Origin of the sequence: Rhizobium gallicum bv. gallicum R602sp, from assembly GCF_000816845.1 — a bacterium.
GTDB lineage: Bacteria > Pseudomonadota > Alphaproteobacteria > Rhizobiales > Rhizobiaceae > Rhizobium > Rhizobium gallicum.
The window spans coordinates 800,245-819,412 of record NZ_CP006880.1; the positions used below are offsets into that span (position 1 = coordinate 800,245).

Annotated in this window: 18 protein-coding genes; 6 read left to right on the top strand and 12 right to left on the bottom strand. The window is 61.2% G+C overall.

All coding sequences use genetic code 11. From position 1 onward, the window contains the following. Window position 1 precedes the first annotated feature (1 nt). Window positions 2-451, top strand: coding sequence for a MarR family winged helix-turn-helix transcriptional regulator (locus tag RGR602_RS26985; RefSeq protein WP_040116506.1), 450 nt, complete (start codon window positions 2-4; stop codon window positions 449-451). 226 nt (window positions 452-677) lie between these two features. Here RGR602_RS26985 and RGR602_RS26990 read toward each other — a convergent pair whose 3' ends face one another. Both RGR602_RS26990 and RGR602_RS39535 read right to left on the bottom strand, forming a co-directional pair. Further along, window positions 678-2,453 carry a prolyl oligopeptidase family serine peptidase gene (locus RGR602_RS26990; protein WP_246703752.1) on the bottom strand — a complete coding sequence of 592 codons (1,776 nt, stop codon included), beginning with the start codon at window positions 2,451-2,453 and terminating at the stop codon, window positions 678-680. Then, the gene (locus RGR602_RS39535) at window positions 2,399-2,887 is read right to left on the bottom strand and encodes a hypothetical protein (protein ID WP_323808296.1); all 489 of its coding nucleotides are present in this window, start codon (window positions 2,885-2,887) and stop codon (window positions 2,399-2,401) included. Before RGR602_RS39535 ends, RGR602_RS26990 begins: the two co-directional genes overlap by 55 nt. 837 nt (window positions 2,888-3,724) lie before the next feature. Between RGR602_RS39535 and RGR602_RS27000 the strand changes: the two genes are divergently transcribed. The 3 genes from RGR602_RS27000 (at window position 3,725) to RGR602_RS27010 (ending at window position 6,241) form a co-directional block, all read left to right on the top strand. After that, on the top strand, window positions 3,725-4,660 hold the full coding sequence (locus tag RGR602_RS27000) for a LysR family transcriptional regulator (RefSeq protein WP_040115086.1): 936 nt from the start codon (window positions 3,725-3,727) through the stop codon (window positions 4,658-4,660). Between the two features lie 117 nt (window positions 4,661-4,777). Continuing rightward, window positions 4,778-5,500, top strand: a complete 723-nt coding sequence (locus RGR602_RS27005; RefSeq protein ID WP_040115087.1) for a L,D-transpeptidase — start codon at window positions 4,778-4,780, stop codon at window positions 5,498-5,500. A 177-nt stretch (window positions 5,501-5,677) separates the two neighbouring features. Beyond that, window positions 5,678-6,241: a hypothetical protein gene (locus RGR602_RS27010; RefSeq protein ID WP_040115088.1), complete on the top strand. Its 564-nt coding sequence runs from the start codon at window positions 5,678-5,680 to the stop codon at window positions 6,239-6,241. Window positions 6,242-6,372: 131 nt separating this feature from the next. Here RGR602_RS27010 and RGR602_RS27015 read toward each other — a convergent pair whose 3' ends face one another. From RGR602_RS27015 to RGR602_RS27060, 10 genes are all read right to left on the bottom strand, one after another. Then, complete coding sequence (locus RGR602_RS27015) at window positions 6,373-7,674, bottom strand: sensor histidine kinase (RefSeq protein ID WP_223844127.1); 1,302 nt, start codon at window positions 7,672-7,674, stop codon at window positions 6,373-6,375. Window positions 7,675-7,691: 17 nt separating this feature from the next. Then, entirely contained in the window at window positions 7,692-8,366 is a 675-nt protein-coding gene (locus RGR602_RS27020; protein WP_040115090.1) for a response regulator, read from the bottom strand. Between the two features lie 307 nt (window positions 8,367-8,673). Continuing rightward, a complete protein-coding gene (locus tag RGR602_RS27025; protein ID WP_040116507.1) occupies window positions 8,674-9,798 on the bottom strand; it encodes a Gfo/Idh/MocA family protein in 1,125 nt (374 codons plus the stop codon). A gap of 162 nt (window positions 9,799-9,960) precedes the next feature. Continuing rightward, a complete protein-coding gene (locus tag RGR602_RS27030; protein WP_040116508.1) occupies window positions 9,961-10,683 on the bottom strand; it encodes an alpha/beta fold hydrolase in 723 nt (240 codons plus the stop codon). Window positions 10,684-10,822: 139 nt separating this feature from the next. After that, window positions 10,823-11,839, bottom strand: coding sequence for an aldo/keto reductase (locus RGR602_RS27035; RefSeq protein ID WP_040115091.1), 1,017 nt, complete (start codon window positions 11,837-11,839; stop codon window positions 10,823-10,825). Between the two features lie 67 nt (window positions 11,840-11,906). Continuing rightward, complete coding sequence (locus RGR602_RS27040; RefSeq protein WP_040115093.1) at window positions 11,907-13,010, bottom strand: Gfo/Idh/MocA family protein; 1,104 nt, start codon at window positions 13,008-13,010, stop codon at window positions 11,907-11,909. A gap of 138 nt (window positions 13,011-13,148) precedes the next feature. Beyond that, window positions 13,149-14,108, bottom strand: coding sequence for a LysR family transcriptional regulator (locus RGR602_RS27045; RefSeq protein WP_040115095.1), 960 nt, complete (start codon window positions 14,106-14,108; stop codon window positions 13,149-13,151). 49 nt (window positions 14,109-14,157) lie between these two features. Further along, window positions 14,158-15,114, bottom strand: a complete 957-nt coding sequence (locus tag RGR602_RS27050) for a zinc-binding dehydrogenase (RefSeq protein ID WP_040115097.1) — start codon at window positions 15,112-15,114, stop codon at window positions 14,158-14,160. A 35-nt stretch (window positions 15,115-15,149) separates the two neighbouring features. Then, the gene (locus tag RGR602_RS27055; RefSeq protein WP_040115098.1) at window positions 15,150-16,010 is read right to left on the bottom strand and encodes a pirin family protein; all 861 of its coding nucleotides are present in this window, start codon (window positions 16,008-16,010) and stop codon (window positions 15,150-15,152) included. A 364-nt stretch (window positions 16,011-16,374) separates the two neighbouring features. Next, window positions 16,375-17,304, bottom strand: a complete 930-nt coding sequence (locus RGR602_RS27060; protein WP_040115099.1) for a LysR family transcriptional regulator — start codon at window positions 17,302-17,304, stop codon at window positions 16,375-16,377. A 45-nt stretch (window positions 17,305-17,349) separates the two neighbouring features. Here RGR602_RS27060 and RGR602_RS27065 point away from each other — a divergent pair, with 45 nt between their 5' ends. After that, window positions 17,350-18,093 (top strand): NADPH-dependent F420 reductase, encoded by a 744-nt coding sequence (locus RGR602_RS27065; RefSeq protein WP_407692061.1) that lies wholly within the window; start codon window positions 17,350-17,352, stop codon window positions 18,091-18,093. A gap of 68 nt (window positions 18,094-18,161) precedes the next feature. Continuing rightward, window positions 18,162-19,115 (top strand): zinc-binding dehydrogenase, encoded by a 954-nt coding sequence (locus RGR602_RS27070; RefSeq protein ID WP_223844128.1) that lies wholly within the window; start codon window positions 18,162-18,164, stop codon window positions 19,113-19,115. The last annotated feature ends 53 nt before the right edge of the window (window positions 19,116-19,168 follow it).

Here is a 19,168-nt window from a genome sequence, read left to right on the forward strand (position 1 = left end):
CATGAATAACGGCGAGTTCGACCTCGAGCAGTTCCTGCCGTTTCGCCTCAATCGCGCCGCGGAGTTCATCGCGCTGCGTTTTGCAGCCGCCTACAAGGCCAAGTATGGCCTGACGCGGCCGGAGTGGCGCACGTTGGCAGCACTTGGGAGTTCGGGGCGTATGACGGCAAAGGAGATCGGCGTTCATTCGACTATGCACAAGACCAAGGTCAGCCGGGCGGTTTTCTCACTTGAGAGACGCCGCTGGCTGAAGCGGACGCAGCACGAAGACGACCGCCGCCTCGAATATCTCGAGTTGACGGCTGCCGGAAGCACTGCCTATGGCGAGCTGACGATGCTCGCCGTTAACTATTCGGCGGAAGTAGCGTTCCTTCTTGGCGAGGACGGCCTAAAGGCGCTTTCCTCCGGCTTGAGTGCTGTGGAGGCTGCCATGGTGACACGACGCAGTTAGCTCCTATGGGCGCGAGCGTGAAGAGCCGCAGGTTCAAATCCCGCCCCCGCAACCACGCTACAGTATCCCACAATAGCCCAAAACTGCGCTCCACCACGCCAGAGCACTGCGATCAGACGCTAAATCCCCGAAATGGACGTGTGCGCTTGTCGCCATCAGCAACAAGCGCACACCAAGCGAGCCACGAACTCGCTGCCGACGAAGGCGGGACGGCCGCCGCCGTCGGTTACCTTCCGGTTTGGAGGCGCAGGCCTGACCAGTGTGCCGCGAAGGCCCACATGTCCGCCGTCTGCGCGATGATTTTGTCCGTCGGCTTGCCCGCTCCGTGTCCCGCTTTCGTTTCGACGCGTAGGAGCCGAGGCCGATTTCCAAGGGCGGCTGCCTGGAGCGCGGCCACATATTTGAACGAGTGCGCCGGCACTACTCGATCGTCCGTGTCGCCGGTCGTGGTCAGGATGGCAGGATAGTCCGTGCCGTCCTGGACGTTGTGGAGCGGTGAATAGGACAGAAGGTTCTTGAAGTCGGCTTGCACCGCCGGGTCACCGTATTCCTGAGTCCAGAACGGTCCGCCCGTGAACAGGGGGAAGCGCAGCATGTCCAGCACGGCGACATCGGGCAAGGCCGCGGCAAAGAGATCCGGACGCTGGTTCACCACCGCTCCAACCAGAAGGCCACCGTTCGATCCGCCGTGGATCGCCAGCCCGTCGGGCGGCGTAATGCCCTCGCGCGTCAGGAATTCCGCAGCGGCGATGAAGTCGTCAAAGCTGTTCTGCTTGTTCGCTAGCCGCCCGGCTTCGTGCCACGCCCGGCCATATTCGCCACCGCCGCGGATATTGGGCATGGCGTAGACGCCGCCTTGCTCCACCCACGCTAGCGCTTCCGCAGAGAAATATGGGATGAGCGGAATTCCGAAGCCGCCATAGCCGTACAGCATGGTCGGCGCCGGGCCTGTCACGTCCTTACGCCTCATGACGAACATCGGAATGCGTGTACCATCCTTCGAGGCAAAGAAATGCTGCTCCACGACGAGTTGATCGAGATCGCTCGCAATCCGGGGCTTCGTCCAGACAGTGCTCGTGTTGGTCGCCACGTCGTAACGATAGATCGTAGTTGGCGTATCCTGACTGCTGAAGACGTAGAATGACTCATTGTCGCCAGGCCCCCCCCTGAAGGCGCCAGCCGTGCCGGTGCTGGGAAGTTCAACAACACCATCGCGCGTGCCGTCCAGCTTGAAGCGCTCGACCTGCGTCTTTGCATCCACCATGTAGGAAACCACGAGCCGATCGCCGACGATATTGCTTCCGAGAATGACGGCATCGTCCCGATGCGGGACAATGTCTTGGAAAGCCGGCTTTTTCGCATCGAAGTCGATGGCGACGACCTTGCCGCGTTCGGCGCCTTCCTGCGTGGTGAAGAACAACCGCGCGCCGACGTTTCCTATCAAGGTCCATGCATGATCGAGCGAGGAGACCAGCGTTTCGGGCGTCCATCCCTCCGCCAGATCAATGACGGTAATGCCGTTGCCGCCTCCAAGCCGCGATGAATAGATCACGACATAGCGGCCGTCCGCCGTCGTCAACGCCATGTGGATGAGCGGCTGATCAGTGTCGGAAGCGTGGATAAGACGGTCCTGTGACTGCGGCGTCTCAAGTCGGTGGAAGTTGACGGTATGCTCGAGCACCTGCGCTTCGAAGGCGGCACCTTCTTCTGGCTCGGCATTGCGGGAGTAAAAGAAGCCGGAATCATCCTGCGCCCACCCGATCTTCGTGAAGCGCGCCCAGCGGATCTCGTCATCGAGGATCCTGCCGGTGTCGATATCCATCACGCGTATGATCCGCCAATCGGCGCCGCCTTCCTGGATGGCGTAGGCGAGATAGCGGCCGTTATGCGAAACCGCCCATTCGGCGAGCGCGGTTGCTCCGTCCTCAGACCAACTGTTGGGGTCGACTACAACGCGATCCGTTCCGTTCTCGCGGACATACAGGACGGGTTGCGCCTCCAAACCGGCACTTCGGACGAAGAAATAACGATCGCCGCGCTTTTCAGGTGGCATCGGGAGCGTTCGTGGTCGAAAAGCGCCTGGAGGCGCAGCTTGAACAGGTCGCGACCTGGAAGCGTGGCGAGGTAGTCTTCGGTCAAATTTTTCTGCTTGGTAATCCAGGCTTCAACCTTCCCATCGCGACGGATGTCGCTTTCCAGCCAGCGATAGGGGTCGGCCACCGTTGTGCCGAAATGCGTGTCGACCGTGTCGGTGCGCTCGGTGGGCGGATAGGTCATCGTGTTTCCCTTGTTTTCGGAAGCCCCGCTAATTTGCGGCAGGAGAGCAATGGCCAATGCTGTCGCCGACAGGGCGGCCAGCCCCGTTCGCAACGAACGCCGTGCCTCGCGCTTGGGTGAGGACCTGCGCCATAAAAAGTGCGGGATAAGCAATCTCATGAGGAACCCCTTGTTGTCGGGCGCCGCAGCGTCTGCCGCGGCGACGTGGAGCCGGCGTACAGAAATATCAGCGGCCGACTATCGCCTGCACTCGCGCCGATCAGGATCCCGCCGGCAGCGGTCCCAGCGCGCGCGATCGGCCATAACCTGAGCGTCTCTCGCAATCTCTTGCGTCAATCGGGTCCGCTCGAGCGACTCCCGTCGCGCGTTGTCGCGCCGCGCCTGTTGTTCCAGCATGCAGTTCGTATAAGCGCGAGACCCGTAGGGTGCCCCAAAGCTCTGGCAGGTATTCGCGTCCCTGTACTGCCGTTCTTCCGCCGACACACACGCTGATAAAGCGAGGCCAAGAAGGGCGATGGAGAGGATGGTTACCGCGGGCCGACGATTGTCAATGGAAGGGCGTTGCAGCATTCTGTTGATCTCCTTTCGAGAATGAGCGCTGGTGGTTTGTTGGCGACGCGAGCGAGACACAGCGGCGCCCCGCGGCCGCCATGACCAGCCAAAACCCCACAGAGCAGGAGAAGATTGCGGCAACATTGTCTGAGTTTGGAAAATGCTCTGGGAGCAGTCCGATCCCCGCTTGGAAGCGCCTTTCCGGCGCTAAGCACACAACCGAGAAAAATCAGCGCGCGGCGCGTTAGTCATACATCCTTCGGACAACGTTCGGGAACGTTGCAGTGGTCGTCACGACTGAGTTCGAGGCAGAGAATCAGCTCACCCCAAAAGGCCCCGACCTTAAACCTCGAAATACGGGCTTCTGAACTCACGATCAGTCGCGGCATGGCCACATTCGCATTTTAGTTATGGCATCACCGATGTGATAGCCAGGAGTTATAAGTGGATTTGAACGCAGCCCTGAAGGCATTCATCAGAACAGTAGAGAAGGGCTCCATGACCGGCGCGGCGCGAGATCTCGGTATCTCGCAGCCCGCTGTTACAAAACATCTTCTCAATCTTGAGCGACATCTGAATGCACGGCTTCTCGAGCGATCGCCGCAGAATATCCGCCCGACCGCACACGGTGTGGAACTTTACGAGGCAAGCCGCGGCGCGATCGCATCCATCGATGCTGCCCTTGAGGGTATCCGCTTGAACGTAGGCGACATCGAAGGCAACCTCCGCATTCACGCGCCATCCTGTATCGGTTCAAAGCACCTTCACGGCATCCTTCTGGATTTTCAGGACCTGTATCCAAAAATTGCCGTCGATCTTGTCTTGGACGATCGTACCGTCGATCTCATCTATGAGAATTTTGATCTCACCCTACGCTATGGCCGGATAGAGGCTCAGGAGGTCATTGCCCGGCGCTTCGGCTGGATGCAACGTATTCTCGTTGCCGCTCCCAGCTATCTCGAACGCGTCGGCGAGGTGAGGTCTCCGGAGCAGTTGTCAAGTCTCAGCATAATTTCGACCTTCGTCGTCCTGTCGGGCAAGAATATGTTGCCGCTGATGCGATCTGCATCTCCGACAATCGAGATTCCGGTCAAACCTGTCTTCCGGACGAATGACGCTCACGTTCTTCTCAACACGCTCCTGGCGGGTCGGGGGATCGGACAGGTGCAATGGTGTCTCGTAACAGACCTGATCGCCGAAGGCAGGCTTGTGCGCGTGCTTCCCGCCTACGCAGTGAAGCCGACCGAGGCGTTCCTTGCTTACCCGTCGAACAAGTTCATGCGTCCCGTGGTGCGCGCCTTTACCGACTTCGTCATGCCGCGTCTGAAAGAAATTGAAGGAATAAGCCAAAGTGCGGATGATTTAGGATGTGTCATATAACAATCAGTTATGGGCGCAATCACTCCATAAACGATAGACATTACTTGCTCGAAATTGTTCTTCTGGTCCAGACATGTTCCCGTTCTGGCAACGGTTAGAGACCAGTGAGTACAATCTATGCAGCTAGTGACCCATCATTTATCCCGCCGCACCTTTCTTCTTGGCCCCGCTGCCGCTGCTCTTGCCGGCTGCGCGACGAACAACCGAACGCCGGAGCAGATGACGCTCTCGAAGCAGGTTCAATCACCGTCGCCAATTTCATCAGATCCTGAGCTTCAAGCTCGTTATGCGGCATTCGAGGACGGAGGGCATTTCATACCTGCCATCCCCTACCAGAATATGGACCCGAAGTATTATCGCCAGCGTGTTGCTGACCCGACGGGAGAAAAGGCTGGCACGGTGGTCGTCGATACGCCCAACCGCTTCTTGTATCTTGTTGAAGAGGGCGGTACGGCCATGCGCTACGGCGTCGGCATAGGCCGAGATGGCTTTGCCTGGGAGGGCGAGGGTATCATCCACTGGCGCCAGCCATGGCCACGATGGAAACCTCCTGCAGAGATGATCGCTCGTCAGCCGGAGCTGGAAATATATTCCGTTGCAAACGGTGGCATGGATCCCGGGATCATGAATCCGCTCGGGGCACGGGCGCTCTACATCTTCCAGAACCGGCAAGACACTCTATATCGGTTGCACGGTAGTCCCGAGTGGCAGTCTATCGGCAAGAGCGTCTCTTCCGGATGCGTCAGATTGATCAACCACGACATCGTCGACCTTTATGGCCGAGTCCCCTATCATGCACCGATTGTCGTGCATCAGGAACCCTTTATCAGGGCGGTATAGTTTCCGAGATAAGATTCACTTGGCGGAACCGGAAGGTCTGTGAACGCCTTATACGGCAAGCGGTCGAGGACGCCTGATGAGAAGGGACCGCAATTACTCCCGTCGTCATCGTGAGTGGGAGGAGGTTCTTCGCAAGTGAGCCACTGCCCAGGAGCCTAGCTGGCATTAGAGGATAGCATGCAGAAAGAGCCCCGCCTATTCCAGGAGGCAGATAAGACCCTGACCGCCGCTGTCGATGAAGCCATTGAGCGCGCCGCCCAGACCGCAGGGCATGAACTTCAGTCGCTCGGTGTCGGCAGATCACCACAAGACTACTTCGCGGACGCCGTCCTCCGCCACCTGTTCCTGCGCCTGTGCGGGGCCGACTTGAGAACCAACACCGGCGGAGATCCAGAAACGGCATGGAAGATCCTCTATATGGGCCGCTCCGTTGCCCGTCACTGGGAGAAAGAGCGCGGCAATTCGGCAGCACTAGGGGGGAAGAAAGACCGGCAGGAGGATATCGAAAGAGACAAGAGTGAACGACAACAGCTGGCACTCTCCGCACAGAATTTCGTATTGAAAACTGTTGTTCGCGCTCTGGTCGATCACGCCCGTGCGTCGGATCCGGAAATCACAGATCGCCTCGAAGCGGTAATCGACGCCCGCCATGCAAGGCTTGAGGGCCTCTCCGACATCGACCGCGAGTTTACCGAAAGAGCGAAAAGCTACCTGTCGCTTCTCACCACGCCATCAGATTAGGCGCAGTGGCGGCACAACCACAGCTCACTGCAAACGCGCACGACCGCGAATATGGATGCAGGCAGCCCGGCAGAGCGCTCCGTCCATGTAGATGCGCAGGGAACATTGCGGCAACATTGCCTCGGCCGCGGTCACGACACCGCAGTGAACGCTAATCGTACGATCGCCCCACCGCTGGGGGACTCTGCGATCGTGATGCGGCCGCTATGGTGATCCATGACCTGTTTGACCAGGTTGAGACCCAAGCCAGCACCGGAAGAACGCGGCCGTAGCCGATGAAAGGGTTCAAGCACCCGCTCGTGTTCCTCTCCCGGTATGCCGGGCCCGTTATCCTCCACTTCCACGGAGGGGCCGTTGACCCGCACGATCACCTCGTCCCCGCCATGCTCGACAGCATTCTGGATGAGATTTGTGAGCGCGCGTTCTATCGAACCGGTATTGCCCATGATCATTCCGGGCTGTTGAACAAACACCTCGATGGTCTTGCCCGCCGCGATCAGCACTGGCGTCAGATCCGCCGCGACACTACGGGCGAGCGCGACCAGGTCGATCCGGTCACTCGGCGCGCCATTGTCCAATCGATGAAGATCAAGCAGTTGTTCGGATAGCGTCGCAAGCCGTGATATGTCCGGCAAGAGCGACCGCAGGCCTTTGTCGCTCGCGGTGTCGATCTTCATTCTCAAAATAGCGATCGGCGTACGCAGTTCATGAGCGGCCGACGCGATGAAGCGGTTCTGGCGATCATAACCTTCATCGAGACGGTCGAAAGCTTCATTGACAGCGCGGACGAGCGGGCCGATCTCCCGTGGAACCTTGTCTTCCGAGAGACGGAGGCCGCGGCGCCCGGCGTCGATCCGCTCTGCTTCCTCCGCAGTCTTTATGACGCCGGCCAAGGCACGCGTGATGATCATTGGCGTCACGACGACGGAGACGAGAGCCAGGGCGAGGAAAACGGCAGTCGCTACGAGATTGGATGCTATTGTGATGAGCGCTGTGAAGGGTTGGACCCGACCATGCGCAATGATCTTCATATCGCCAGCGGGGCCGGATTCCCGTCGAACGAGGGCGGAAAGGGTAAAGGGATCGAACTGCCCGCGCATGTCTGCCGAAGACAGTTTGTCGAGGTGGGGAACGAGAGGAGCGTACTCCGCCGGCACCTGGCCGAAGGCAACCACACTGTCGTCGCTAAGCCGGGCCGCGAACCAGAGATCCGGCGACTCCTCTCGAAGCTTCGCCAGCTCGGGCGTCACTTCCACTATTGGTGCTCCAGCCGCATCCCGAACGATTGAGTTTGCCGCGACTTTTACGACGGCCTCCTCGACATACATCCCGTCAAGAGACGAATTTACGAAAAAGATAATGAAGCCGATGGCGGCGGCCGCGACCGTCAGAAACTGGAGGATCAGCTGCCTTGCAACGAGGCGCGTCTTCAATGATGGCTGACAGCGCTTCAATCCTGTGCCCTGAGCAAATAGCCCACTCCTCTGACCGTATGAATCTCGACGCCGGCACCAGCTTCGCTGAATTTTCGACGCAAGCGTGAGATGTGGGAATCGAGTGTGTTCGACTGGATAGCGTCGTCGAAGCCGTAGACTGCTTCCTCGATCGTCTCGCGCAGGACAACGCGCCCGCGACGCCGAATCAACGCAGTGAGTACTGCAACTTCACGCCTTTGCAGTACCAACTGCGTTCCGTGAACCCGTGCTTCGCCAAAGGCCATGTCGAATACGAGGTCACCGACGACGATCTCGTCTGGTGCAAGTTCGTTCGGGCGGCGCTGCACGGCCCGGATGCGAGCAAGCATTTCCGCCAGGTCGAAAGGCTTCACCAGGTAATCGTCGGCACCATCGTCGAGCCCGGCTACTCGGTCGGTCAACTCCCCACGGGCGCTTAAGACGATGATCGGCACGCCCGGATTGTCTGCCCGCAGCTGCGGAATAAGGCTGAGGCCGTCGCCGTCAGGGAGTGTACGATCAAGCAGAACGAGCTCGTGCAGGTGCGACCGGGATGCTTCACTGGCAAGCGAAATGCTAGTCACCCAGTCGACCACGAAGCGATCGCGTTCGAGGGCGCCGCGCATTGCTTTGGCGAACTCCACCTCGTCCTCGACCAGAAGTATCCTCATGCTAGTGCTCCCGCAAAGTGGGAAGGTGCGCCTTAATCCGCGAAGAGCCCCTCTTGCCACCGAGTTGTAGCTTTCTAATACCGATACGCCGCATTTTCCCTGATTTGCCCAGATTTGACACGTATCTGGGGGCTTCGACGGAAAGCTGAGATGACGATCTTCGCCGCAGCCGCCATGGCCGTCGACCTGGAGCGTACGCGAAAGCCGGCAGGTGCTCACACGGTCGCTCGGCCTTACGGTCGGGCGCGTAGATGGGCGACGGCGGGGCGGATCAGGGCGCTTCCCGGGTTTCAGAGATCGGAGTTGGCTACGCTGAGTGGGACAGATGCTGGCGATGACCCGTTTCAGCGGCCTGTGTGATCGCCTCGAGCACCCGGTGACGGTCGAGCGCGACCGCGAAGTCCGGCGCATCGGCGGTTCCATCGCGGAGGTCGGCGGCGAACTGGGCGTAGAGGCGGGCGACACCAGCCGCGGGTGCGTCGAGTTGCAGGTCGGGAGCCGCATATGCGGGCGGGACCTGTAGCCGCTGGACAGGCTCGCTGCCGCGGCGCAAAGTGATGGTCACATCGCCGAAGTGGATGTAGCCCGATGCCGTCTCGACGCGCAGACTGCCTTCGGTGCCTTGGATCTCCCACACCATCGCCGAGCCGGCGGACTGCCCGGCACTGTAGTGCAGCGAAGTGACGATCCCGCCTTCGAGAACGCCGGCGACGACGATCTCGTCCGGCGCGTCCTTCGGGAGGGACGTGCCATCCGAGAGGCGGACACCGTCGCCTCGCTGATTGGCGACGACGGCGGACAGGCTCTCAAATGCGCCGAGTACGTGCGCGAGCGGTTGGAGCGCGTGGCCGAGCATGATGCTTTGAAGCGTGGCGCCATTCTCTGCGCGAGCCATGTACTCGAACGGCGGGTCATATCGGCCGACCCACATGGCGTCGGTCAAATGCGCTCGGATGCTCGTGCTGAGCGGCATGCCGATCACGCCCTGCTGGATGAGGTCGCGAAGGTAACGGATCGGCGGGTGCAGGCCGCCCTGCAACCCGATGACCGTCTTGAGCTGCCGTTCGCGGGCAAGCCCCCCTAGCGCTTCGGCTTCCAATAGGTTTCGCGCGAGCGGCCATTCGCAATAGACCATCTTGCCCGCGGCGAGCGCGTCAGAAACGATCTGCTTGTGCTCCGGCACCTTAACCGCAACCACCACCAAGTCGACCTCCGGCCGCAGGACCAGCGCCTGGTGTGTGTCAAAGGCAAGATCGGCGCCTAGTCGGCTAGCGGTCGCGTTCGCACTCTCTATACGAGTCGTGCTGACAGCGCGGATCTGGAACGCATCGAGCGCCCGCAGCGCCGGGGCGTGAGCAATTCCGCCCCAGCCTCGATCAGCACTGGCGCCGACGATGCCAACGCCGATCCGGGTGTTTGCTGAATTTGTCATGTAGGCGTGCTCCTGTCTGGTGCAACCCGGGCAATGCTCGCCGTGCTGCTTCACCATGGTTTCGTTTCCGGACAAATGCTTGGGCGCATAGCGGGTGACCAATCATTGCCGTTCGCGTTGCGGCTGCGTGGGTTTGAGCCCAAGTAAGGCAAACGCAGGTAATTAAACGTGAGTCCAATGGGCCTCGAGTTCGCGCGCGACATCGGCCGGACGCTCTATCATCGGCCAATGTGAGCTGCGCAGCTTCACGACGGCGCGTGCGCGTGTGGCATTGCCGAGCTCGTCGGCGAAGCGGTGCGGCAAAAACGGATCGTCCAGGCCCCAGATCACCAGCGCTGGCGCGGTCATGCTGCTCAAACCCGGCTTCCACTCCGCGCCGACCTCGATTGCGGAACGGTAAAGTGCGAGAATGCTTGCCCGCATAGTGGCATCGAGATGCCGAACCGATTCATCCGCTGCATCTCGCGGCATCTGCGCCTCGACGAGCTTCGCCGCAAATTCCTCGAGGTCGAGGTCCTTCATCCATTGCTCGCCTTCACCTGGCGTCTGCCAGATCTTGGCGAGATAGTGCCATGGGTATTCTGGATCGATGGGCCCGCTGATTCCGGTCCAGGTTCGCACCAGATCGGGGCGGACCGACGCGAGGCGCCCTGTCAGCAGGCAGCCCCAGTCATGACCGACCAGGTCCACGGGTTCGCCGATCTGCTCGACCTGCTTGATCAACCAGTCGAGATACTCCTCCTTGGTCGAGGCGAAGCCTGACGGCAGCGGCGTGCCAAAGCCCGGGAGATCAAGCGCGACGATATCGGTGCGCGCCAGATGTGAGCGAACGGGATCCCAAAGGCGATGGGTGTCAGGAACACCGTGAACGAGGACTGCCGGCATGAATATCTCCTTGTGAGCGATGTGTGGAAGATAATCGCCTCTATCGCGTTGCAGTAGCTGGCAGACATGGAACATGGGGTTGCAGTTTGAGGAACCCAGGCGAACGACGGCCATATATCCTGCAATGATCAGGTAATGATTACGAACTGCGATTGCTCGGCGCATTCAGAAGCCAGCCCGGATACTCGATCGGCAGGTGGCTGGCGGAATCGAGTCGTGCCATGTCGTCCGGGTCAAGCTGGACCTCTGTGGCCTGAACGTTTTCGCGCAGCTGCTCGACCCGTTTGGCGCCGATGATGACGGTCGACACTACCGGTTGTTTGAGGAGCCACGCGATCGCGACCTGCGCGGAACTGCGATCATGCTTGCAGGCAACGTCCTTGAGGACGCGGATCAGCGGCTCACCCCGGACGCGGTCGATCGGCGGGAAGTCGAGCTCGGTCTGCCGCGCGCCTTCGGGATGTCCGCCGTCGGCGTACTTTCCGGTCAGATAGCCGCCGGCGAGCGGGCTCCATACCATCAAACCCACCTGCTCGGAGGCGAGGAGTGGCACGATCTCGCGCTCCACGTCCCGGCCGACGAGCGTGTAATAAGCCTGCAGCGAGGTGATCGGCGCCAGATTTCGCGCGCGCGTAATGCCGATCGCCTTCATGATCTGCCAGGCGGCCCAGTTTGAAAGCCCGATGTAGCGGACATCGCCTGCACGAACCAGGGTGTCGAGCGCCTCCAGCGTTTCCTCCATCGGGGTCGCCGGGTCGAAGGCATGAATCTGGTAGAGATCGATATGGTCGAGCCCCAACCGGCGCAGACTGGCGCGGCACTCGCTCAGGATGTGAAGCCGAGACGCGCCGCCTCGGTTCGGTCCATCGCCCATGGACGACGCCACCTTCGTCGCAACAACCACATCGTCCCGCGCCACACCCAAATTTTTGAGTGATCGACCCAGGATCTCCTCGCTTCGGCCATGCGCATAGATGTTGGCCGTATCGAAGAGGTTGACGCCCCCATCCAGCGCGGCGCCGATCAGCGTATCCGCATCGTCCTGCCCCAGTTTTCCGACCTGTCCCCACAGACCGTCCGATCCACCGAAGGTCATCGCACCGAAGCAGAGCTCGGACACGAACAGTCCGCTGCTGCCAAGCTTGCGCAATCGCATACCACATCTCCTTGTCTTGATGGCCCGGCGCGTAGAACGTGACGCCGGGTCCCGTTTAATGATCAGGTCAGCCGAGATCGCGCTGCCGCTCGCCCGTTCGGGCTGCGCGCTCCACCGCAGCAACCAAGCGGCTGTTGCGAAGCGCGTGATCGAATCCCGGCGTCTTGTAAGTGCCTGCGATCAGGTCACGCGCGAGCGAGGCGTAGACTTCCCCGACGTTGATCGCAGCGCCTGCCCAGAAGTCCGCGGCGGTCGGGCCGACACCTGTCGCGATCGGTGCGTCGGGTGGTGTGAATGCGACGGTCGCCGTGAGGCTGAGATCGCCGACCTGTGCGCCGGCGAGGTGATTGCCGGTCAGGGTCAGCCGCCCCTCGCTTCCCCGAATCTCGAAAGTGAAGCGTGCGTCTCCGGCCGGAACGCCGGCGAGCACCTGGACCGACACCGGCGCTCCGCTCGCTGTCTTGGCGATCAGGTCGAGATGGTCCGGGATCTCGCGGGCCGAAATCTCCCTGGTATCGACGACCTCGATCTCCGGCCAGAGGAGCGCGACGCGAGCGTCGACCTCGGTGATGTTGCCCAAAACCGCTTCGATCACGTCGAGGACATGGGCGCTCGTGATCGTCATGAAACTCGCGCCCGACGCGGCCTTGTTGAAATAGTCATAATTGCTCGTCGTCTGGGGCCCGTAACCGAACGTCGTCGCGTCGACGCGGGCCGACAGAAGACGCCCAAGCTTGCCGGACGTGACCAGCTCCGCGGCGCGGCGCACAGCCGGATTGTGGCGGCCCTGCAATCCGATCGCGGTATGAAGCGACTTGGACGCGGCTGCCATTGCCTCGGTTTCCGCTAAGGTCGATCCGAGCGGTGACTCTGAATAGACCGCCTTGCCCGCTTTCAGCGCTGCCATTACCAGGTCATAGTGCGCCGGAACCTTCACGGCGACGGTTACGACGTCGATGCCGTCGTCGCGAATGAGCTCATAGGGATCGGCGTACCAACGTTCGGCGCCGAACGCCTCGGCCGCAGCCCTCGCGCTATCTTCCCGGCGTGTAGCCACGCCTGCCAGCACCAGCGATGGCTGCGCCGCAAGCGCCGGGACGTGTGATGCGCCAGCCCAGCTCGCCTGCGTATCCGCGCCGATGATCCCGACACGAAACTTCCTGTCTGTCATGATTATGCTCCCGCATTGATATTCGAGCGCTCATTGGCGCTGTCGCCGGGCATTTAAACGGGCGGGATCGATATCTTGAAATCGATATGTGATATGCATCATCATCCATCGCATGGATGACTAGCCGTGAGGCCTGCCTCAGTAATATTGCAGTCGGAGGTCGGCGCAGACCTGTTCAGAGCCTTGCCACACGTGCGGGAAGGCGCCGGTAAGGCAGCTGCGGAGCCAGCGCTGTGCCGGATGCGCGTCATTGCGGCGATGCCAGTTCAGGACGAACGGAACGGGATTCAGCCGCAGCGGAAAGTCCCGCACCGTGAGCTGCTCCGAACAACCCGATCGCCTGACGACGCTCTCGAGAACGGTTGCCACCATGTTGGAAGCGGCGACGAGTTCCGGCGCGCTCGCCATATGCTGAACCGTGACTGCGACCCGGCGCTTCAGGCCCTTGGTGGCGAGCGCGGCGTCGGCCACGTCCAGCCCTTCGTTCTCCGGCGAGACCAGGATGTGTGGCATTGCCAGAAACTGTTCCATGTCGAACGGCTGGTTTGCCGCAGGATGGTCTCTGCGCAGGATGCACACGAAGCGATCCTGAAACAAACGGGCGCTCAGGATTCGGCCGGTCTCGACCGGCGGAATTCCGACCGCCATGTCAACCTCGCCGGCGTCCAGCATGCGCGTGGCCTCGTCCCGGCTCCCATAGTCGCGAACCCGAAGGTCAACGAACGGCGCCCGGTCGGCGAGGATCCGGATCAGAGGCGGAAGAACCACGCTTTCGGTATGCCCCGAGAGCCCCAGCGAGAACGTCATCGCCGCAGCAGATGGATCGAACTCTTGGGTGAATTCCAGCGTTTGCTGAATGTTGCGCAGTGCCAGCGAGATCGGCTCCGCCAATTCCAGCGCGCGTGGCGTGGGCTGGAGGCCGTTGGGTCCCCTGACGAACAATTCGTCCCGCAGCAATCCCCGCAGACGACTGAGGGCGGCGCTCATTGCTGGTTGCGTGCGTCCGATACGTTGGCCGGCACGCGTGACGTTTCGCTCGGCGATCAACGCGTCGAGCGCCACGAGCAAGTTTAGGTCGATGCCGTGCAAATCCATCATGTGGATATATATTCGAATGTGTTATCAGCGACAAGCATGGCGCTGCCCGTCAGACGGTCAAGACGGGAAGACCCGTCAGTCGCCGGCTCTCCATGTCGGCGTGCGCTGCACCGATCTGGTCGAAGCGATAGCGGACGGCTTCGAGGTCGCTGAAAAGATCTCCCCGAACGGCATCCCAGAGCTGTTCCGTAGCGCCCGCGACGGTTCCGCCATGCACATACTGCGGGGTTCCGCCGGCACGGATCTGGATGCCGCGCGACGCGATCTGATCGGTCGCTGCCGTAGGCTGCCCCGACGCAGCGCCGATCGCCGCGATCACGCCGCCATCGCGCACGGCGGCAACGACCACTGGAAAGGTCGCTTTCCCGACAAAGTCATAGACCACATCGACACCGGCCTGCGCGATCGCGCGGATCTTGGTGGACAGCTCCGGGTCGCTTGCGAGGAACGCGTGGGTCGCGCCCGCCTCGACTTTGGCGAGCTTCTCATCCGTCCCGGCCACGCCGATCACCGTCGCGCCGAGCGCTCGTGCCCAACGCGAAAGAATTGAACCGACACTGCCCGATGCGCCGAGCACGAGGATGACTTCGCCGGCGGTGATCCGGTGCAGCGCATACAACCCCATCCACGCGGTCAGGCCCTTCGCCAGGAACGTTGCCGCGACCTCGTTGGAGATGTCATGGGGCAGCCGAACCAGATTCTCTGCGGGTTTCAGTGACGCGGTGGCATAGGCCCCCTCGACGAAGAAATAAGCGGCGCGGTCGCCCCGTTCGAACCCCTTCACGCCCGGTCCGACAGCGTCGATCACGCCCGCCGCCTCGAAGCCCGGCGTGGCGGGCAGGCGCATCGGGAAGTGCCCCGTGCGCACCATCACGTCGACATAGTTGATGCCGATAGCATCCTGGACAAGTCGTACCTGACCCGTCCCGGGTGATCCGACGTCCGTCTCGACGATCTTGAGGACGGCGGGCGTGCCGATCGACTGCATTTCGACTTTTCTGGCCATAACCATTTCCCTCGGATGTTGCCGGACAACGATCTTCACGCGTGGGCGACCGGTCGCATCGTGCCGGCGTGCGGAAATTTCCCGTGGCGATAGGCGGCGTAGTAGCCTGCGAGTTCGTCCCGAGACCCCGCGATGAACGGTCCTTGCGCGACGACGTCGATGCTCTGCGGCTGCCCGGCATACAGCAGGACCCGCGCGCCGCGATCGCCTGCGCGCAGCGTGAGCGAACTCACGCCATCGCCCATGGGCGACGTCCAGCCTACCGAACCCGTGGCGAGCGGCGCGCCGGTGGCGCCGGCCTTCACCTCGCCGTCGATCGTCACGACGAAAGCGTTGTAGGAAGCCGGCAGTTGCGGCGCGAAGGCGACTCCAGCTTCCAGATGGATGTCGATCAACGTGACAGGCACCGCGTTCAAGGTCGGTGCCGCTGTATCCCCAAGCTGGCCGCTGTAGACCGTCGCCGTGACCCCCGGCTCAGCGTGCACCGGCATATCGACACGGCGCAGGACCTGCACCCGGGGGGGCATGTTGCGCTGCGCTTCCGGCAGGATCAGCCAGAGCTGGAACAGACGCATCCCCGTCGAGACCACCGCATTCTCCGAGTGGACGATGCCGCTGCCCGCGGTCATCCACTCCACATCGCCTTCCTCCAGCCGGCCGCCGGTATCCTCCATCGTGCCTTTGAGCATGAAGGTTACGCTTTCGAGGCCGGCATGGGGATGTGCATCGCCGAAACGTCCCTCCAGTGTGATGTTGTCGTCGGCCATCAGGAAGAACGGATCGGTCGAGGCAAGGTCGCCGGGCGCGATCACCAATGCGGCCTTGTGCCGCTCGCCGTCGAAGCCCGGGCCGAGTGGAGGTATGCTTGTGACGCGGTCAATCGATCTCTGCAGCATAATTCTGGTCCTTCTCGTAACTTGGGACCGAGTTCGCCGCGATCGGCGCCACCTCGGCATCATCGCCAATCATCTCGGATCGGACCGGCCTCGATCAAGATAGGGGTTCGAGAACCCAGTGTTGCGCAACGAGGAACCCAAAGATGCGTGAAGAAGTGCAACCGATCGACTAGGACCAAGCGACATTCAGGATTCGCTAATCACCTGATGGCTGATTCATAGGACACCGTGTTTTGTTGGCATGGTGTCTGAGAATGGCTGCGAAGCGATATGAGTTGAACGATGTGCAATGGTCGAGGATTGCGGCTCTTTTGCCTGGAAAGGCGAACGATCCTGGCCAGAATATGACAAGGACGCGTGGACGCTATCTGAGGCTGCCTGCAAATCGGGCGCTAAGACGCTCACTACGGAAATATTCAGTGTAGAAGTCAATGAAAGCGCGGGTTTTCAGCGGTTGGAGCACGCGGGCTGAATAGTACAGCGAGATAGATCCGGCATCGGCATACCACTTCGGAAGGATACGTTCGAGCGCACCACTTTCCATATGCTGCAGCACATCGGGTACGGCCAGCAATGCTATGCCCAGCCCCGCGATCGCCGCCTGCGCCATGGGCGCGGCGTCGCTCATCACGATCGTTTCGTTGAGCAGCGCGCGCTCTTCGCGCCCTTGGGCGTCGCGCATTATCCATTGCCTAATCCGGCCCGAATTCGAGGACCGCATCAGTATTCCGGCATGATCGGCCAGATCAGCGGGGCTAGTCGGCCGGCGACGTCCAGCGAAATAGCCAGGCGATGCGACCGCGATAACGTGAACCGGTGCGAGCGTCGTGGAAACGATGCCCGGATTGAGTTCGAAACCACCGCCGATCGCGGCGTCGAAACCCTCGGCGATAAGATCGACCTTGCGGCTGTCGAAATGCCAGTCGGGTCTGACGCCCGGATAACGGGCCAGAAAGTCGGGCAGTGCGGGTAGAACGTATCCCATAGCGAACGTTAAACTCATGCTGAGCTTCAGAACGCCGACAGGCTCACCCTTCGTTTGTGATGCCCCGTCGATTGCCCCCTGAAGGTGGTTCAGGCTGTCGCCGATGCTTGCCAGAAAGGACTCCCCCGCCTCGGTCAAGGTCAACTTCCGCGTCGAGCGGTGAAACAGCCGTATGCCGAGGTTCCGTTCCAGCATCGCAACGTTCCGGCTGACTGCGGCCGGTGTGATCGAGAGACGCCGAGCAGCCCCGGAAAAGCTGCTCGCTTCCGCGCTTCGAACGAACGCTTCTAGGTTTGCCAGCGTCTCCATAATAAGCAACCTTCAAACATTGATTGAAACTAAAACAATTCATCTATGACTTATGCTGCGTGTATTTGCCAGCCATATTCCAGTCAACAGCAGCACCGGTTTTCTGCGACGCCAACCGCATCAGGCCAAGGATGCAGCGGGAAAACCGACCGTCGCGGATACAATTCTCACCGCACCGTAAAGGACTGGATCATGACCGTTGGAATTATCGGAGCCGGCAATATAGGGGGCGCATTTGCCACGGCGCTCGGCAAGGCAGGAATCGAAGCCGTGATCGCAAACAGCCGTGGACCGGAGAGCCTCACTGCGCTTGTTTCAAAGCTTGGCAGCACAATCCGGGCTGGAAGCGTCCAAGAGGCCGCGGCGCAAGACATCGTTCTCGTGGCAGTCCCGTGGTCAAAGATACCTGGCGCGCTCGCCGGTTTCAACTTCGACGACAGGATCGTAATCGACGCCAACAACTCCATCGAAGCGCCGCTTTACAGGCCGGCGGACCTTGGCGGCCGCACCTCTACGGATATTTTCACCGCCCTTGTGCCAGGCGCGCGCGTCGTCAAGGCGTTCAACCACCTGACGCCAAAGCAACTGTCGGGCGACCCCCAATCGGAAGGCGGCAGGCGCGTCCTGTTTTATTCGGGCAACGATATGAGAGCGAAGGCGGAGGTCGCCGCCATCATTGATCGCATCGGCTTCTTCGGGATCGATCTCGGCGCGCTTGCGGTCGGCAGCCAGCTGGTTCAGTTCCCGGGCGGCCCGCTGCCCGCTCTCAACCTCGTCAAGTTCGACTGAACATCGCTGCGCTCCATCCGTCTGCGATCGGAAGCGCCGCGCGCCATCTCAAACCCGGAGACAATATCGTGACAAGATTTATTCAAATGCAGTCGACCGGCGGCCCGTCGGTCTTGCAAGTCATCGAGAAAGACCTGCGCGCGCCACGTGCCGGCGAGGTCAGGCTCATTCAAGACGCGATCGGCCTCAACTTCGTCGATACGATGATACGAAAAGGCCAGTATCCGATGGCTTTGCCGGCGGTCCCCGGTTTTGAAGCGGCCGGGACGATCACCGAGGTCGGATCCGGCGTCGAGGGGCTGTCGATCGGCGACCGGGTCGCTTACTTCTTTTCGGAAGGCGCATATGCCACCGAGAGGATTATTCCGACCGCGCCGCTCATCCGGCTGCCCGCCGATATCTCGAACGAGACTGCGGCGACCTTCCTGGCGAAGGGTGGGACGGCCTGGATGGGGATGCGTGGTCTCCACGATCTCAAATCCGCCGACACGGTGCTGGTACTTGGGGCATCGGGAAGCGTGGGCGCTATCCTGTCTCGCTGGGCAAAGTCGCTGGGCGCAACCGTGATCGGCGTCGCCGGATCGCCGGATAAGTTCGACAAGGTCGCGGCCGGTGCCACCCATGCCCTCCGCGCTGGCGAGCCAGATATCGCCGCCAAGATCCGTGCGATCGCACCTGACGGTGTCGATGTCGTCTATGATTTGGTCGGCCGGGCGACCTTCGCGCTTGGCGTGTCAAGCGTCCGTGATGGTGGAGTGATTGCCGCGATGGGAGCCGCGTCGGGTCAGCCAGCGCCGGCCCCCGATCTTGTGCGACGGGGGGTAGATGTCCGCAGCGGTGGTACCCCTCAATATGTCCGGGGACCGGCAGTCGAGATCGCAACTTCCCAGCTATGGGATGCGCTGCGCTCAGGAATTTTCGATGATCTCGAAACCACACGCTATCCGTTCGATGAGATAGCCCGAGCGCATGACGACATGGACAACCGCCGCTTGAGCGGTCTGCCGGTCCTGATCGCGTAACCGAAAATAATCGTACGGCGGCAAGCCGCACGGACGCCCTCCGCAATTCGGCC

Coding starts and splice junctions, on each gene's coding strand:
- RGR602_RS26985 (WP_040116506.1), top strand. CDS start 2: ATGAATAACGGCGAGTTCGACCTCGAGCAGTTCCTGCCGTTTCGCCTC.
- RGR602_RS39535 (WP_323808296.1), bottom strand. CDS start 2,887: ATGAGATTGCTTATCCCGCACTTTTTATGGCGCAGGTCCTCACCCAAG.
- RGR602_RS27005 (WP_040115087.1), top strand. CDS start 4,778: ATGCAGCTAGTGACCCATCATTTATCCCGCCGCACCTTTCTTCTTGGC.
- RGR602_RS27010 (WP_040115088.1), top strand. CDS start 5,678: ATGCAGAAAGAGCCCCGCCTATTCCAGGAGGCAGATAAGACCCTGACC.
- RGR602_RS27020 (WP_040115090.1), bottom strand. CDS start 8,366: ATGAGGATACTTCTGGTCGAGGACGAGGTGGAGTTCGCCAAAGCAATG.
- RGR602_RS27025 (WP_040116507.1), bottom strand. CDS start 9,798: ATGACAAATTCAGCAAACACCCGGATCGGCGTTGGCATCGTCGGCGCC.
- RGR602_RS27030 (WP_040116508.1), bottom strand. CDS start 10,683: ATGCCGGCAGTCCTCGTTCACGGTGTTCCTGACACCCATCGCCTTTGG.
- RGR602_RS27035 (WP_040115091.1), bottom strand. CDS start 11,839: ATGCGATTGCGCAAGCTTGGCAGCAGCGGACTGTTCGTGTCCGAGCTC.
- RGR602_RS27040 (WP_040115093.1), bottom strand. CDS start 13,010: ATGACAGACAGGAAGTTTCGTGTCGGGATCATCGGCGCGGATACGCAG.
- RGR602_RS27045 (WP_040115095.1), bottom strand. CDS start 14,108: ATGATGGATTTGCACGGCATCGACCTAAACTTGCTCGTGGCGCTCGAC.
- RGR602_RS27050 (WP_040115097.1), bottom strand. CDS start 15,114: ATGGCCAGAAAAGTCGAAATGCAGTCGATCGGCACGCCCGCCGTCCTC.
- RGR602_RS27055 (WP_040115098.1), bottom strand. CDS start 16,010: ATGCTGCAGAGATCGATTGACCGCGTCACAAGCATACCTCCACTCGGC.
- RGR602_RS27060 (WP_040115099.1), bottom strand. CDS start 17,304: ATGGAGACGCTGGCAAACCTAGAAGCGTTCGTTCGAAGCGCGGAAGCG.
- RGR602_RS27065 (WP_407692061.1), top strand. CDS start 17,350: ATGACTTATGCTGCGTGTATTTGCCAGCCATATTCCAGTCAACAGCAG.